Origin of the sequence: Streptomyces sp. BB1-1-1, from assembly GCF_031597775.1 — a bacterium.
Taxonomy (GTDB): Bacteria; Actinomycetota; Actinomycetes; order Streptomycetales; family Streptomycetaceae; genus Streptomyces; species Streptomyces thinghirensis.
The window spans coordinates 5,196,647-5,211,637 of the sequence record NZ_CP134203.1; the positions used below are offsets into that span (position 1 = coordinate 5,196,647).

Here is a 14,991-nt window from a genome sequence, read left to right on the forward strand (position 1 = left end):
CGGGGACCACTGTCGGCCCCGGCCTATACGCTCGGACTTTCACGCCGAACGGCCCGTTCGCCCGTCCGGCACGTCGGCATCATCGTCCAGGAGCAGTCATGTACGGCAACAGCGCCGCCGGGCCGCCGCCCTCCCGCGGGGCGGCCACCGTCATCACCCTGCGCGTGCTGTTCGCCGCCGCGGGCTTTCTGACGTGCGGTCTGCTCGCCTGCGTCCCGCTGTTCCGGATCGCCGTGCTGCGCGGCCGAGGGCTCGACTGGGCCGTGGCCTGGCTGAGCCTGCCGGCGTCCATCGGCTGCCTCGCCGTGGTCGGTTCGCTGCCGGAGGGCGACCGCCGGACGGACGTCGCCATGGCCGCGCTCATACTGATCGGGGCGGCGGCCAGCGCCTACTTCCTGGTGGTCGACATACGCCTGCACGCCGCACCGCGGCAGTTCACCGGCTACGCGCCGCCGCCGGGGGCCCCCGCCGCGCACTACGGTCAGACGCACCCCGCGGGACCGTACGCGCCCACGCTCGTACCGCAGCCCCCGCACACCCCGGCGCCGCAGCCCCCGCACGCCCCGGCCCCGCGGCCCGCGCACCCCGGCTTCCAGGCGCCCCGGACGCCGATACCGCAAGCCCCGGCCTCCCCGGCCCCGGTGACCCGGACGCCCGTGCCCCAGGGCCCCGCGCCCACCCCGCCGCCCCAGCACCCCGCCCCCGCCCGCATCGACCAGGTCCGCGCCGAGCTCGACGAACTCAGCGACTACCTGCGCAAGCACGACGGCAACGGCACCGGCAACGGCAACCACGAGGGCGGACGGTGACCGTGGCGACAGGACGTGTCGTCGCCGACCGGTACGAGCTGTCCACCCTCATCGGCCAGGGCGGCATGGGCCAGGTCTGGACGGCGTACGACCGGCGGCTCGACCGGCGCGTGGCCGTGAAGCTGCTGCGCCCCGACAAGGTGGCCGGCCAGGAGGCCGACGAACTGCGCCGCCGGTTCGTGCGCGAGTGCCGGGTGACCGCACAGGTCGACCACCCAGGCCTCGTCACCGTGCACGACGCGGGCAGCGAGGGCGAGGAGCTGTTCCTCGTCATGCAGTACGTCGACGGCGCCGACCTCTCCGACCACCTCGCCGAACACGACCCGTACCCCTGGCAGTGGGCGGTCGCCGTCGCCGCACAGCTGTGCGCCGTACTGAGCGCCGTGCACGCCGTGCCGATCGTCCACCGCGACCTCAAGCCGCGCAACGTGATGGTCAAGCAGGACGGCACCGTCACCGTCCTCGACCTCGGCGTCGCCTCCGTCATGGACGCCGACACCACCCGCCTCACCCACACCGGCACCCCCATAGGCTCGCCCGCCTACATGGCGCCGGAGCAGGCGATGGGCGGCGCGGTCGGCCCGTACACCGACCTCTACGCACTCGGCGTACTCCTGCACGAACTGCTCAGCGGCGACGTCCCGTTCGCCGGCTCCACCGCCCTCGGCGTCCTCCACCGGCACCTGTACGAACCGCCGCTGCCCGTGCGCCGCATCCGTCCCGAGGTCCCCGAGGCGCTCGAAGCCCTGGTCCTGCGCCTGCTCGCCAAGGACCCGCAGCACCGGCCCGCCTCCGCCCAGGAGGTCTACGAACACCTGGCGCTGCTGCTGCCCGCGCGCGGCATGCCCACCGGCGGGCCCCTCGACCCCACCCGCCCCTTCGTACGCCCGCACGCCCCCTGGCCCGACCGCGCACGCACCCCCGCGCCCCAGCCGGCCCCCGTGGCGCCCGCCGCCGAGGCCGAGAAGCCGGACGTCGCCCGCGCCGTCGACGACGTCAAGCGCCTCCTCGGCGAGGGCCGCATCACCCAGGCCGTCGACATCCTCGGCGCGATCCTGCCCGCCGCCGCCGAACAGCACGGCGAACGCTCCCCGGTCGTCCGCACCCTGCGCAAGCAGTACGCCGCCACCCTCATGGACGACGGCCAGTACCGGCGCGCCCTGCCCGAGCTGCGCCGCCTCGCCGACGAACGCGCCGCCGAGGCGGGCCAGGCCGACCCGCAGTCCCTGCGCCACCGCTACGACGCCGCCCAGTGCCTGGAACAGCTCGGCGAACCGGCGGCCGCCCTCACTGAGTACCGCGCGCTGCTGCCGTACTACGAGAACCAGTACGTCGCCGGCGACCCCGACCTCGCCCACGACGTCCGCCGCCGCATCGGCCACCTGCTCCTCGCCCTCGGCGACCGCGCCGCCGCCCACGAGACGCTGGCCCGGCTGCTGCACGACGTGGAACGCCTGCACGGCCCCGGCCACCCGCTCGCGGCCGAGATCCGGCGCACCCTCCAGTGGCTCGGCCAGGTACGCGGCTGACGGCCACCACCCCGGCCGGGGCGCGGCGGTGCCCGAAGTCCTGGTGAATCGTTGGTCGAATGGGTTGGCCAGAGCCGGGCCACTGCCTACCATCGATCATCGCAAGACTTTGTGCACCGTCGCACAATCTCCAACGGGAGGTTCACTTGCACCGCCGCCGTCGCACCGCGCTCCTGTTCACCGCCGCGATCGCCGCGGCGGCGCCCCTGCTCACCGCCTGCGGCAACGACGCGCATCCGGGAGCGGCGGCCGTCGTCGGCGACCAGCGGATCACCGTCTCCCAGCTGGAGAACCGCGTCGACGAGGTGCGCGACGCCCAGCGGGCCGCCGTCCCCGACGACGCCCAGTACGAGCAGGTCGTCGCCCGCACCGGCACCCTCACCCGCGACACCCTGCACGGCATGGTCCTCGACCGGGTCCTGCACCGCGCCGCCCAGGACGCGGACGTGACCGTCAGCCGCCGAGAAGTGCAGGAGATGCGCGGCGGCCTGGAGGAGCAGGCGGGCGGCGCCAAGGAGCTGGAGAGCGTCTGGCTGCAGCAGTACGGCGTCCCGCCCGAGCGCCTCGACGACAACCTCCGCCTCCAGCTGGAGGCCCAGAAGCTCGCCGAGAGCCTCGGCACCGACACCAGCCGCCCCGAGTTCTGGCAGGCCCTCGCCAAGGCCTCCGAGAAGCTCGACGTCGACCTCAACCCGCGCTACGGCGCCTGGGACGTACAGAAGAGCAGCCGCGTCGACACCAAGGTGCCGTGGGTGCGGGAGATCACCGCGGCGCGGACACAACAGACGGCGTAACGGTCCTGCGGGGGCGCTCCGCCGCCCCTGTGGACAACTCACGGGGCTGTCGGCCGCGTGCGTTACGTTCTGATCGTGAACGCAACCACCGCCGACACCACCCCCGGCACCGCCCCCGACCCCGGCCGCGTCGTCCTGCTCACCACCAGCCACCGCGTCGCCCCCGGCCTGCTGTCCTGGCCCGCCTGGCAGGCCCTGCGCACCGCCGACCGCGTCCTGTGCGCCGACGGCGCCCACCCGCAGCTGCCGTACCTGCGCGAGGCGGGCATACGGGTCGACGAGACGGCCCCGACCGCCGAGGAACTGGTCGCCGCCTGCGCCGGCGGCCGCACCGTGGTGGTCGTGGCGACCGGTGAGGGCGACCCCGCCCTCACCGACGGACTGGCCCGCCTCGCCGGGTCCGGCCGCGTCCACATGCCGGACCTGGAGCTGCTCCCCGCCTCCTACGACCTGCCGGGCGCCCGCCTGCTCGACCTCGTCCAGGTCATGGACCGCATCCGCGTCGAATGCCCCTGGTCCTCGCAGCGCACCCACGAGGGCCTGGCCAAGTACGCCATCGAGGAGGCGTACGAACTCGTCGAGGCGATCGAGGACGGCGACCGCGACGAACTCCGCGAGGAACTGGGCGACGTACTCCTCCAGGTCGTCTTCCACGCCCGCATCGCGGAGGAGGACCCCGACGCGCCGTTCTCCGTCGACGACGTGGCCGGCACCATCGTCGCCAAACTGATCCACCGCCACCCGCACGTCTTCGGCGACGAGACCGCGTCCACCCCCGAAGAGGTCAGGGAGCACTGGCTGCGCACCAAGGCGGACGAGAAGCAGCGCACCTCGGTCACCGAAGGCGTCCCCCTCGGCCAGCCGGGACTCGCCCTCGCCGCCAAGCTCGCCTCCCGGGTGCGCACGGCGGACCTGTCCGTCCCGCTGCCCGCCGGCGAGGGCATCGGCTACGAACTGCTGTCCCTGGCGGCCCGCGCCGAGGCCGAGGGCACGGACCCGGAGGCCGCGCTGAGAGCGGCGGCCCGGGCGTACCGGGACGCGATCAGGGAGGTCGAGGCCGCCCGGGGCTGAGACCGGTGCCGTCCGGCGCCGCCGGGGGAAGGCCGCCACTGTCCTGGTCACCGCCGAGGGGGAGGGCCACCACCGCCCTGATCACCGCCGGGGGGGGAGGGCCGCCACCGTCCCGGTCACCGCCGGCTCCCCGGATACGGTCAAGGGGTGACCGACCACTCCACGCCCGACCGTCCCGCCCCCGAGCTCTTCACCTGGGAGTTCGCGAGCGACCCCTACCCCGCCTACGCCTGGCTGCGCGAGCACGCCCCGGTGCACCGCACGCGGTTGCCCAGCGGTGTGGAGGCCTGGCTGGTCACCCGGTACGCCGACGCCAAGCAGGCCCTCGCCGACCCCCGGCTGTCCAAGAACCCGGCGCACCACGACGAGCCCGCGCACGCCAAGGGCAAGACCGGCATTCCGGGGGAGCGGAAGGCCGAGCTGATGACCCACCTGCTGAACATCGACCCGCCGGACCACACGAGGCTGCGGCGGCTGGTCAGCAAGGCGTTCACACCCCGCCGGGTCGCCGAGTTCGCGCCCCGGGTGCAGGAGCTGGCCGACGACCTCATCGGCCGCTTCGCCGGCACCGGCAGCGCCGACCTGATCCACGAGTTCGCGTTCCCGCTGCCCATCTACGCCATCTGCGACCTGCTCGGCGTACCCCGGGAGGACCAGGACGACTTCCGGGACTGGGCGGGCATGATGATCCGTCACGGTGGCGGGCCCCGGGGCGGGGTCGCGCGGTCGGTGAAGAAGATGCGGGGCTATCTCGCCGACCTCATCCACCGCAAGCGCGCGGCACTGCCGCCCGAACCCGGCCCCGGCGAGGACCTCATCTCCGGGCTCATCCGCGCCTCCGACCACGGCGAGCACCTCACCGAGAACGAGGCGGCGGCGATGGCCTTCATCCTGCTCTTCGCGGGTTTCGAGACCACGGTGAACCTCATCGGCAACGGTGCGTACGCCCTGCTCACCCACCCCGGACAACGGGACCGCCTGCAGACGTCCCTCGCCGCCGGCGAGCGCGCCCTGCTGGAGACCGGCGTCGAGGAACTCCTGCGCTACGACGGCCCGGTGGAGATGGCCACCTGGCGCTTCGCCACCCGGCCGCTCGCCATCGGCGGGCAGGACATCGCGGCCGGCGACCCCGTCCTCGTCGTCCTCGCCGCCGCCGACCGGGACCCGGAGCGGTTCGCGGACCCGGACACCCTGGATCTCTCCCGCCGCGACAGCCAGCACCTCGGGTACGGCCACGGCATCCACTACTGCCTCGGCGCCCCGCTCGCCCGCCTGGAGGGGCAGACCGCCCTCGCCACACTGCTCACCCGCTTCCCGGACCTGCGCCTGGCCGCGGACCCGGCCGAACTGCGCTGGCGCGGCGGGCTCATCATGCGAGGTCTGCGCACCTTGCCCGTGTCGTTCACACCCGTCCCGTCGTCGGCGGGCAACGGTTCGTCGCCGACGCAAAAGTGACACGCGCTCAACTCTGTGATCTTCACGTGATCTGCGCGGCATGAACTTGTGACAAGCGATCATCTGCCTATACGTTCACGAATCAGCGTGGCGCCGAGCATCACCCGCCGCGCGGTCCCCGCTGTCTCGTGAAAGGTCGTCGCATGCTCTCCGGGAACGGTCGTCACCGCCGCCCCCGCCAGGCTCCCGCCCTGGTCGTCGCAGCCGGAGTGACCGGCTCCGCCATCGCGATCCCGCTTCTCGGCGCCACCGGCGCCCACGCGGCCGACGGGGCGAACTGGGACCGCGTCGCCGAGTGCGAGACAGGCGGCGCCTGGAGCCAGAACAGCGGCAACGGGTACTACGGCGGCCTGCAGCTCTCCCAGGACGTCTGGGAGCGGTACGGCGGCACCGAGTACGCGCCGAGCGCCGACCAGGCCAGTCGCTCCCAGCAGATAAGAGTCGCCGAGAAGCTGCACGCGGACCAGGGGATCGCCGCCTGGCCGACCTGCGCCCTGCTCGCGGGCATGGGCAACGGCCCGGCGCCCACGGACAGCGGAACCGGTTCGACGGGTGACGGCACGTCGGAGGAGCCGACGGCGCCGGAGACGTCGGACACTCCCGAGCCGTCCGGCACGACCGAGTCGCCGGAGCCCACCTCCGAGACGTCCTCTTCGTCCCCTTCGCCGTCTTCGCCCTCCACCCCTGACGCCACGTCGGACAGTGGGGACGATTCGACCAAGTCCGACACTTCCCCTGAAGCCGAGCCCACGGGCAGCGCCGGCTCCCAGGGTGCCGACGCTTCGCCCACGGCCTCTCCGGAGACCGGCGAAAGGGACAAGGCGGGGCAGACTGGCGGGGATTCGGCGCTCACCGACACCGGGGACTCCGGCGCGGGCAAGCATCGCGGCGACAGCGCCGACGAGGGCGCGGCGGACGGTCGTGCGGGCGAGTCGTCGGGGCGGCACGCCTCGCGCGGTGAGGACGAGGTGCGAGAGGTCGCGGACGGCTCGTACACCGTCCGTTCCGGCGACAGCCTCTGGGGCATCGCCGACTCCCTTGGGCTCGACGGCGGGTGGCGCTCGCTCTACGTCGGCAACAAGCAGGTCGTCGGCACCGACCCGGACCACATCCTGCCCGGTCAGACGCTCACGGTCACGGGCGAATCGGGCGAAAAGTAGGGGCAGTTCGCGTCATGGTTCGAGACTGTATGTCCGTTTTGGATCACGTGAGAGATAGGTCTCAGAAGCCGTGATCGTCTTTGAAAATCCGCGGAGCGCGTGTCTACGGTCATGACCGCTCGCCATCGCGGGCCCCGGCTGCCGCAACGCCGAATCCTGCCAGCGGCCGTCCGGGAACAGTCGTCGCGCAAGCGCCGAAGGCAGGAGCGGGGGACCCAAGGTAAGTGCCGCACCGGGCAGTTGAGCCGGAGCGGCTAGGGGTGGAGCCGAGTTCCGCGAGGAACCCGGCCGGGCAACTCAACCGGCCCGAACCCGACAGCTCACCTCGCAGGCGTCGGTGAGGGGATCAACCATGCTGTTTTCCGGCAAGGGCAAGCACCGCCGTCCGTCCAAGGCCACCCGTGTCATCGCCGTCGCCGGCGTCACCGGTGCCGCCGTCGCCGCCCCGCTGATGGCGGCCGGCAACGCCTCCGCCGCCACCGCGTCCGAGTGGGACACCGTCGCCCAGTGCGAGTCCGGCGGCAACTGGTCCATCAACACCGGCAACGGTTACTACGGCGGTCTGCAGTTCTCCGCCTCCACCTGGGCCGGCTACGGCGGCACGCAGTACGCCGCCACCGCCGACCAGGCCAGCAAGGCGCAGCAGATCGAGATCGCCGAGAAGGTGCTCGCGGGCCAGGGCAAGGGTGCCTGGCCGGTCTGCGGCACCGGCCTGTCGAGCGCCGCGTACACCGGTGGCGGCGCCGAGAGCCAGGACAGCGGCTCCTCGCAGAGCGAGAGCGGCGGCTCCACCGCCGACCGTTCCGCCGAGCAGAAGGCCTCCCGCTCCGACGAGCGCCCGGCCGCCGAGCCGAAGGCCGAGAAGCCGGCCGAGAAGAAGACCGTCACCACCCCGACCGGCAAGAAGGTCGAGAAGGGCGACGGCGAGTACAAGGTCGTCAAGGGCGACACCCTCAGCTCGATCGCCGAGGAGCACGACGTCAAGGGCGGCTGGGCCAAGGTGTTCAAGCTGAACGACGACATCGTCGACGACGCCGACCTGATCTACCCGGGCCAGCAGCTGCACCTGAAGTAAGCAGCGGCCCCCTGCTCCCGTCCCGGTGCGTGTTCCCCCGTACGCACCGGGACGGGTTTTTCACGCCCCGATCCCGCCCCGGTTTCCGGGAACGTCTTTGTTCCGTTCGGAAACAATTTACTCTCGGTTCTGTCCAGCGGGTGGGCGATCGGCTGGCCGATCGCCCGGAGCCGGTTAGGCTCGGTCCCGCAGAGCCGCTGCGGTCCTGTGGACCCGCGCGTCACACCGAAGCGTCACATTGAAGAAGGAGATGCTCGTGCCGTCCATCGACGTCGTCGTAGCCCGGGAAATCCTGGACTCCCGAGGCAACCCCACGGTCGAGGTCGAGGTCGGCCTCGACGACGGCAGCACGGGTCGTGCCGCCGTCCCGTCCGGCGCCTCCACCGGTGCCTTCGAGGCCATCGAACTCCGTGACGGCGATGCGGGCCGTTACCTGGGCAAGGGCGTCGAGAAGGCCGTCCTCGCCGTCATCGAGCAGATCGGCCCGGAGCTGGTCGGCTACGACGCCACCGAGCAGCGCCTGATCGACCAGGCCATGTTCGACCTGGACGCCACCGACAACAAGGGCTCGCTGGGCGCCAACGCCATCCTCGGTGTCTCGCTGGCCGTCGCGCACGCCGCCTCCGAGGCCAGCGACCTGCCGCTCTTCCGCTACCTGGGCGGCCCGAACGCGCACCTGCTGCCGGTGCCGATGATGAACATCCTGAACGGCGGGTCGCACGCCGACTCGAACGTGGACATCCAGGAGTTCATGATCGCCCCGATCGGCGCGGAGTCCTTCTCCGAGGCCCTGCGCTGGGGCGCCGAGGTCTACCACACGCTGAAGAAGGTCCTGAAGAGCAAGGGCCTGGCCACCGGCCTCGGCGACGAGGGCGGCTTCGCCCCGAACCTCGGCTCCAACCGGGAGGCCCTCGACCTCATCCTCGAGGCCATCAAGGAAGCCGGCTACACCCCCGGCGAGCAGATCGCCCTCGCGCTCGACGTGGCCGCGTCCGAGTTCTACAAGGACGGCTCCTACACCTTCGAGGGCAAGACCCGCTCCGCCGCCGAGATGACCGAGTACTACGCCGAGCTGGTCGAGGCGTACCCGCTGGTCTCCATCGAGGACCCGCTGTTCGAGGACGACTGGGACGGCTGGAAGGTCCTCACCGACAAGCTCGGCGACAAGGTCCAGATCGTCGGCGACGACCTGTTCGTCACCAACCCGGAGCGCCTGGCCCGCGGTATCGACGAGAACGCCGCCAACGCCCTGCTGGTCAAGGTCAACCAGATCGGCTCGCTGACCGAGACCCTGGACGCCGTGGAGCTGGCCCAGCGCAACGGCTTCAAGTGCATGATGTCCCACCGCTCCGGCGAGACCGAGGACGTCACCATCGCCGACCTGGCCGTCGCCACCAACTGCGGCCAGATCAAGACCGGCGCCCCGGCCCGCTCCGAGCGCGTCGCCAAGTACAACCAGCTGCTGCGCATCGAGGAGATCCTCGACGACGCCGCGGTGTACGCCGGCCGCAGCGCTTTCCCGCGCTTCAAGGGCTGAGCGCCACCCCTCGGTAGGCAGCGTCGTACGTACGTCCCCGTACTCGGTCCCGTACCGTGTGCGGGGACGTACGCACGTGTGGACTGAAGGCGGGGACAGACATGGCGGTGAAGGACCGGGACCGTTTCTCCACCGCGACCAGGATCCGGATCATCGGGGAGCAGACCGCGGCCCGGGTCTACCGCTCGCAGACCAAGCGCCAGGCCCGTCGCTCCCGGCTGACCGGCCGGGCCGCGCTGCTGGCGATGGTGCTCTGCTCGCTCGTCGTGGCGCTCGCCTACCCGATACGGCAGTACGTCGCCCAGCGCGCCGAGATCGCCGATCTCCAGCGGGAGCGGCAGGAGACCCGCGACCGGGTCGAGGACCTGCGCGACCTGAAGGCACGCTGGCAGGACGACGCCTACGCCGAGCAGCAGATCCGGCTGCGGCTGCACTACGTGATGCCGGGGGAGACGGGGTTCGTCGTCGTCGACCCGGACGCGGCCGAGCAGGCCCGCGCCGAGGGCGGCGCCGCCGACCGCCCCTGGTACCGGAACGTCTGGGACGGGGTCGACAAGGCCGACGCCGCCGCCCGCCGGCCGTGAACCGGCCACCCCGGCAGTGAGCCACCAGTGCCGGCAGTGACTCAACAGGAAGACCAGCAGAAGACAGTCATGCAGACTCCCCCGCCGACCACCCCGCGCACCGAGCCCACCGACGCGGACGTCGAGGCCTTCAAGCAGCAGCTCGGCCGCCCTCCGCGCGGCCTGCGCGCCATCGCGCACCGCTGTCCGTGCGGACACCCGGACGTCGTGGAGACGGCGCCCCGGCTGCCCGACGGCACGCCCTTCCCCACGCTGTACTACCTGACGTGCCCGAAGGCGGCCTCCGCGATCGGCACGCTGGAGGCGAACGGCGTGATGAAGGAGATGACCGAGCGCCTGGCCACCGACCCGGAGCTGGCCGCCGCCTACCGCGCCGCGCACGAGGACTACATCCGGCGGCGGGACGAGATCGAGGAGCTGGCCGGCTTCCCGAGCGCGGGCGGCATGCCGGACCGCGTGAAGTGCCTGCACGTCCTGGTCGCCCACTCGCTGGCGGCCGGTCCCGGCGTCAACCCGCTGGGCGACGAGGCGATCGCGATGCTGCCCGAGTGGTGGCGCAAGGGGCCGTGCGTGACGCTCGGCGGGACCTGTGGGGAGGACGCCAAGTGACCCGTGTCGCCGCCGTCGACTGCGGTACGAACTCCATCCGGCTGCTCGTCGCCGACGCCACTGTGTCCGACAGCGCCTCCGGCGCGGGCTCGACCGGCGAGCTGACCGACCTCGACCGCCGCATGACCATCGTGCGGCTCGGCCAGGGCGTCGACCGCACCGGGCGGCTGGCGCCCGAGGCGCTGGAGCGGACCTTCGCCGCCTGCCGCGAGTACGCCGAGGTGATCAAGGAGCACGGCGCCGAGCGGCTGCGCTTCGTGGCGACCTCCGCCTCCCGGGACGCGGAGAACCGGGACGTCTTCGTGCGCGGGGTGCTGGACATCCTCGGCGTGGAGCCGGAGGTCATCTCGGGCGACCAGGAGGCGGAGTTCTCCTTCACCGGCGCCACCAAGGAGCTGGCGGGCCGCGACCACCTCGACAAGCCCTACCTGGTCGTCGACATCGGCGGCGGCTCGACCGAGTTCGTCGTCGGGGACGACCACGTGCGCGCGGCCCGCTCGGTGGACGTCGGCTGTGTGCGGCTGACCGAGCGGCACCTGGTGCGCGACGGCGCCGTGACCGACCCGCCCACCGAGGCGCAGGTCGCGGCGATGCGGGCGGACATCGAGGCGGCGCTGGACCTCGCCGAGGAGACGGTGCCGCTGCGCGAGGCGCGGACGCTGGTCGGGCTGGCCGGCTCGGTGACCACGGTGTCGGCGATCGCGCAGGAGCTGCCGGAGTACGACTCGGCCGCCATCCACCACTCCCGGGTCTCGCGCGACCGGGTCCGGGAGATCACCGACTGGCTGCTGCGCTCCACCCACGCCGAGCGCGCGGCCGTTCCCTCCATGCATCCGGGCCGCGTCGACGTGATCGGAGCGGGAGCGCTGGTCCTGCTCTCGATCATGGAGCGGACGGGCGCGGAGGAGGTCGTCGTGAGCGAGCACGACATCCTCGACGGCATCGCGTGGTCGGTGGCGTAGCGGGCGGGCGGAGGCGTCCGCGGTCGCGGTCTGAGCAGGACGGACGACGGTTGAGCGCGCGTCGAGGGGTCCTTCGGGGCCCCTCGGTGACATCCCGTCGGGAAACTTCGTGAAGTTCTTCACAAGGAATTGGGCCCTGTCGGACGACGAAAGCGCGTCGGTTGACCCTTTTGGGGGTTCAACTGCCCTTTGAACGTGTTCAGGACGGTGCTTCGAAGGGGTCCCGGGGAGGCGCTCCAGGAGGGTGGTCCACCGTCCCCGGAGGTACGGAGGAGCAGCTCACGCGGCATTGACAACGGGGTGCACTACACGCTGGTTCCACTCTCCGCCATGATCTCCGTCACGTGGGTCGCGGATGGTAGCACAGCCTCCACCGAAGCTTGTGAAGGGGCGCACGAACCACCCCCCTCGGGCGGGTGGATACTCGATGGCATGAGCACCACGGAGCGTCCCAGGATCCTCGTAGTAGGCGGTGGGTACGTAGGCCTGTACGCAGCTCGACGCATCCAGAAGAAGATGCGTTACGGCGAGGCGACCGTCACCGTCGTCGACCCGCGGTCGTACATGACCTACCAGCCCTTCCTCCCCGAAGCCGCCGCCGGCAACATCTCCCCGCGGCACGTCGTCGTCCCCCTGCGGCGCGTGCTTCCGAAGGCGGAGGTCCTCACCGGCCGGGTCACCACCATCGACCAGGACCGCAAGGTCGCCACGATCGCCCCCCTCGTGGGCGAGGCGTACGAGCTGCCCTTCGACTACCTGGTCATCGCCATGGGCGCGGTCTCCCGCACCTTCCCGATCCCCGGCCTCGCCGAGCAGGGCATCGGCATGAAGGGCATCGAGGAGTCCATCGGCCTGCGCAACCACGTCCTGGAGCAGCTCGACAAGGCCGACTCCACCACCGACGAGGAGATCCGCCGCAAGGCGCTCACCTTCGTCTTCATCGGCGGCGGTTTCGCCGGCGCGGAGACCATCGGTGAGGTCGAGGACATGGCGCGCGACGCGGCCAAGTACTACAAGAACGTCTCCCGCGAGGACATGCGTTTCGTCCTCGTGGACGCCGCCGACAAGATCCTCCCCGAGGTCGGTCCGAAGCTCGGCCAGTACGGCAAGGAGCACCTCGAGGGCCGCGGCGTCGAGGTCTACCTGTCCACCTCCATGGACTCCTGCGTCGACGGCCACGTGGTGCTGAAGAACGGCCTCGAGGTCGACTCCAGCACGATCGTCTGGACGGCCGGCGTCAAGCCGAACCCGGCGCTGTCCCGCTTCGGCCTGCCGCTGGGTCCCCGCGGTCACGTCGACTGCGAGCCGACCCTCCAGGTCAAGGGCACCGACTACATCTGGGCCGCGGGCGACAACGCCCAGGTGCCGGACCTCGTCGGCCGCAAGGCGGGCAACGAGAACGCCTGGTGCCCGCCGAACGCCCAGCACGCGCTGCGCCAGGCCAAGGTCCTCGGCGACAACGTGATCTCCGGTATGCGGGGTTTCCCGCAGAAGGACTACAGCCACGCCAACAAGGGCGCGGTGGCGGGCCTCGGCCTGCACAAGGGCGTGGCGATGATCGTCATGGGCAAGATGAAGATCAAGCTCAAGGGTCGCCTCGCCTGGTACATGCACCGGGGCTACCACGGCATGGCGATGCCGACCTTCAACCGGAAGATCCGCGTCTTCGCGGACTGGACGCTCGGCATGTTCCTCAAGCGCGAGGTCGTCTCCCTCGGCGCGATGGAGACCCCGCGCGAGGAGTTCTACGAGGCCGCCAAGCCGGCGCCGGCCGCCGCGCCGAAGTCCGCCGACAAGGGCGGGCGGAACGCGAAGTCGGAGAAGACCGAGGAGAAGGCCAAGGCCTCCTGACCTCCGGCCGCCTCCCGCAGTAGCGCAGTAGCTCGTCGAAGTGGGCCGTCCGCCATCCGTGGTGCGGGCGGCCCCTTCGCGCTGCGCCGACAGGGCGAAAAAACCTCGTGGTGTGTACAGGCATTTTGCTCAGTCGTAACGCGCGCCGGGGACTGTACGGCGGGCTCCCAGGTGTTTACGTGGTGTTGGACATTCCGGGATCGCTCGTCACGGAGGTACGCCATGGCTGACGCCGCGCTGCGGCTGCAGAACCTCTTCGAACAGTTGCTGGGAGCACCACTCCCGGTGCGCATCCGCGCCTGGGACGGTTCGCAGGCGGGTCCGCCGGGCGCGCCGACCCTCGTCGTCCGCAACCGCAGGGCCCTGCGCCGCCTGCTGTTCAAGCCGGGCGAACTGGGCCTGGCCCGGGCCTGGGTGGCCGGGGACCTCGACGTGGACGGCGACCTCTACACCGCCCTCGGACTCCTCGCCGGTCTGCTCTGGGAGCGCGACGAGGACGCCCGCGGCCTCGCCGAGGCGCTCCGCGACCCCGAGGTCCGGGTCGCCGTACGCGGCCTGGTCAGGCTCGCCGGGCCGCCGCTGCCGCCCGCCCCGCCGCCGGAGGAGGTCCGCCGGGCCCGCGGCCACCTGCACACCAAGCGCAGCGACAGACGCGCCATCAGCCACCACTACGACGTCGGCAACGACTTCTACGAGCTGGTCCTCGGCCCGTCCATGGTCTACTCCTGCGCCTACTGGCCGGCCCCTCCCGCCGAGGGCGGCACCCTGGAGGACGCCCAGCGCGACAAGCTCGAACTGGTCAGCCGCAAGCTCGGGCTGACCCCCGGTCAGCGCCTTCTCGACGTCGGCTGCGGCTGGGGTTCCATGGCGATCCACGCGGCCCGCGAGCACGGCGTGAGCGTCGTCGGCGTCACGCTCTCCCAGGAGCAGGCCGCGTTCGCCCGCAAGCGCGTCGCCGACGAGGGGCTCACCGACCGGGTGGAGATCCGCGTCCAGGACTACCGGGACGTCGCGGACGGGCCGTACGACGCCATCTCGTCCATCGGTATGGCCGAGCACGTCGGCGCCGAGCGGTATCTGGAGTACGCCGCCGACCTGTTCAGGCTCCTCAAGCCGGGCGGACGGCTGCTGAACCACCAGATCGCCCGCCGCCCCCGGCGCGACGAGTCCGCCTACAACGTGGACGAGTTCATCGACGCCTACGTCTTCCCCGACGGCGAACTGGCCCCGGTCGGCACCACCGTCACCCAGCTGGAGCGCGCCGGGTTCGAGGTGCGCGACGTGGAGTCGATCCGGGAGCACTACGCCCTCACCCTGCGCCGCTGGGTCGCCAACCTGGAGTCCGACTGGGCGGCGGCCACACGGCTGGTCAGTCCCGGCCGCGCCCGGGTCTGGCAGCTGTACATGGCCGCCTCGGCGCTCGCCTTCGAGCGCAACCGCATCGGCGTCAACCAGGTCCTCGCCGTGAAGACCCCCGAGCCGGGCGGCTCCGGGATGCCGCTGCGCGCCCGCACCTGGAACTGACCTCCGAGCACACGGCGAAGGGCCCCGCTCC

Annotated in this window: 13 protein-coding genes and 1 riboswitch; all 13 genes read left to right on the top strand. The window is 71.9% G+C overall.

Annotation, left to right across the window (positions count from 1 at the left end; genetic code table 11):
- Positions 1-98 precede the first annotated feature (98 nt).
- The 13 genes from RI578_RS23970 (at position 99) to RI578_RS24030 (ending at position 14,960) form a co-directional block, all read left to right on the top strand.
- Positions 99-809: a hypothetical protein gene (locus tag RI578_RS23970; protein ID WP_310872996.1), complete on the top strand. Its 711-nt coding sequence runs from the start codon at positions 99-101 to the stop codon at positions 807-809.
- A gap of 38 nt (positions 810-847) precedes the next feature.
- Entirely contained in the window at positions 848-2,338 is a 1,491-nt protein-coding gene (gene pkaE / locus RI578_RS23975; protein WP_310875845.1) for a serine/threonine protein kinase PkaE, read from the top strand.
- A 146-nt stretch (positions 2,339-2,484) separates the two neighbouring features.
- Positions 2,485-3,132, top strand: coding sequence for a SurA N-terminal domain-containing protein (locus RI578_RS23980; protein ID WP_310872997.1), 648 nt, complete (start codon positions 2,485-2,487; stop codon positions 3,130-3,132).
- 75 nt (positions 3,133-3,207) lie between these two features.
- Entirely contained in the window at positions 3,208-4,203 is a 996-nt protein-coding gene (locus tag RI578_RS23985) for a nucleoside triphosphate pyrophosphohydrolase (RefSeq protein ID WP_310872998.1), read from the top strand.
- A gap of 147 nt (positions 4,204-4,350) precedes the next feature.
- Positions 4,351-5,658 (top strand): cytochrome P450, encoded by a 1,308-nt coding sequence (locus RI578_RS23990; RefSeq protein ID WP_310872999.1) that lies wholly within the window; start codon positions 4,351-4,353, stop codon positions 5,656-5,658.
- 143 nt (positions 5,659-5,801) lie between these two features.
- Entirely contained in the window at positions 5,802-6,818 is a 1,017-nt protein-coding gene (locus tag RI578_RS23995; protein ID WP_310873000.1) for a transglycosylase family protein, read from the top strand.
- 182 nt (positions 6,819-7,000) lie between these two features.
- Positions 7,001-7,167: riboswitch (cyclic di-AMP (ydaO/yuaA leader) on the top strand.
- Between the two features lie 3 nt (positions 7,168-7,170).
- Complete coding sequence (locus RI578_RS24000) at positions 7,171-7,893, top strand: transglycosylase family protein (protein WP_310873001.1); 723 nt, start codon at positions 7,171-7,173, stop codon at positions 7,891-7,893.
- Between the two features lie 256 nt (positions 7,894-8,149).
- Positions 8,150-9,430: a phosphopyruvate hydratase gene (gene eno / locus RI578_RS24005; protein ID WP_121747804.1), complete on the top strand. Its 1,281-nt coding sequence runs from the start codon at positions 8,150-8,152 to the stop codon at positions 9,428-9,430.
- A gap of 101 nt (positions 9,431-9,531) precedes the next feature.
- Complete coding sequence (locus tag RI578_RS24010; RefSeq protein WP_310873002.1) at positions 9,532-10,014, top strand: septum formation initiator family protein; 483 nt, start codon at positions 9,532-9,534, stop codon at positions 10,012-10,014.
- A gap of 69 nt (positions 10,015-10,083) precedes the next feature.
- Entirely contained in the window at positions 10,084-10,623 is a 540-nt protein-coding gene (locus RI578_RS24015; RefSeq protein ID WP_310873003.1) for a DUF501 domain-containing protein, read from the top strand.
- Positions 10,620-11,585 carry a Ppx/GppA phosphatase family protein gene (locus RI578_RS24020; RefSeq protein ID WP_310873004.1) on the top strand — a complete coding sequence of 322 codons (966 nt, stop codon included), beginning with the start codon at positions 10,620-10,622 and terminating at the stop codon, positions 11,583-11,585. The genes RI578_RS24015 and RI578_RS24020 overlap by 4 nt, the downstream gene beginning before the upstream one ends.
- A 432-nt stretch (positions 11,586-12,017) precedes the next feature.
- Positions 12,018-13,436 carry an NAD(P)/FAD-dependent oxidoreductase gene (locus RI578_RS24025; RefSeq protein WP_310873005.1) on the top strand — a complete coding sequence of 473 codons (1,419 nt, stop codon included), beginning with the start codon at positions 12,018-12,020 and terminating at the stop codon, positions 13,434-13,436.
- A 222-nt stretch (positions 13,437-13,658) separates the two neighbouring features.
- Entirely contained in the window at positions 13,659-14,960 is a 1,302-nt protein-coding gene (locus tag RI578_RS24030) for a cyclopropane-fatty-acyl-phospholipid synthase family protein (RefSeq protein ID WP_310873006.1), read from the top strand.
- Positions 14,961-14,991: the final 31 nt, after the last annotated feature.

What these genes read in the sequence shown, in the direction of transcription:
- RI578_RS24025 (WP_310873005.1), top strand. Translation starts at nt 12,018, where the DNA reads ATGAGCACCACGGAGCGTCCCAGGATCCTCGTAGTAGGCGGTGGGTAC.
- RI578_RS23995 (WP_310873000.1), top strand. Translation starts at nt 5,802, where the DNA reads ATGCTCTCCGGGAACGGTCGTCACCGCCGCCCCCGCCAGGCTCCCGCC.
- RI578_RS24000 (WP_310873001.1), top strand. Translation starts at nt 7,171, where the DNA reads ATGCTGTTTTCCGGCAAGGGCAAGCACCGCCGTCCGTCCAAGGCCACC.
- RI578_RS24015 (WP_310873003.1), top strand. Translation starts at nt 10,084, where the DNA reads ATGCAGACTCCCCCGCCGACCACCCCGCGCACCGAGCCCACCGACGCG.
- RI578_RS24010 (WP_310873002.1), top strand. Translation starts at nt 9,532, where the DNA reads ATGGCGGTGAAGGACCGGGACCGTTTCTCCACCGCGACCAGGATCCGG.
- RI578_RS24030 (WP_310873006.1), top strand. Translation starts at nt 13,659, where the DNA reads ATGGCTGACGCCGCGCTGCGGCTGCAGAACCTCTTCGAACAGTTGCTG.
- RI578_RS23970 (WP_310872996.1), top strand. Translation starts at nt 99, where the DNA reads ATGTACGGCAACAGCGCCGCCGGGCCGCCGCCCTCCCGCGGGGCGGCC.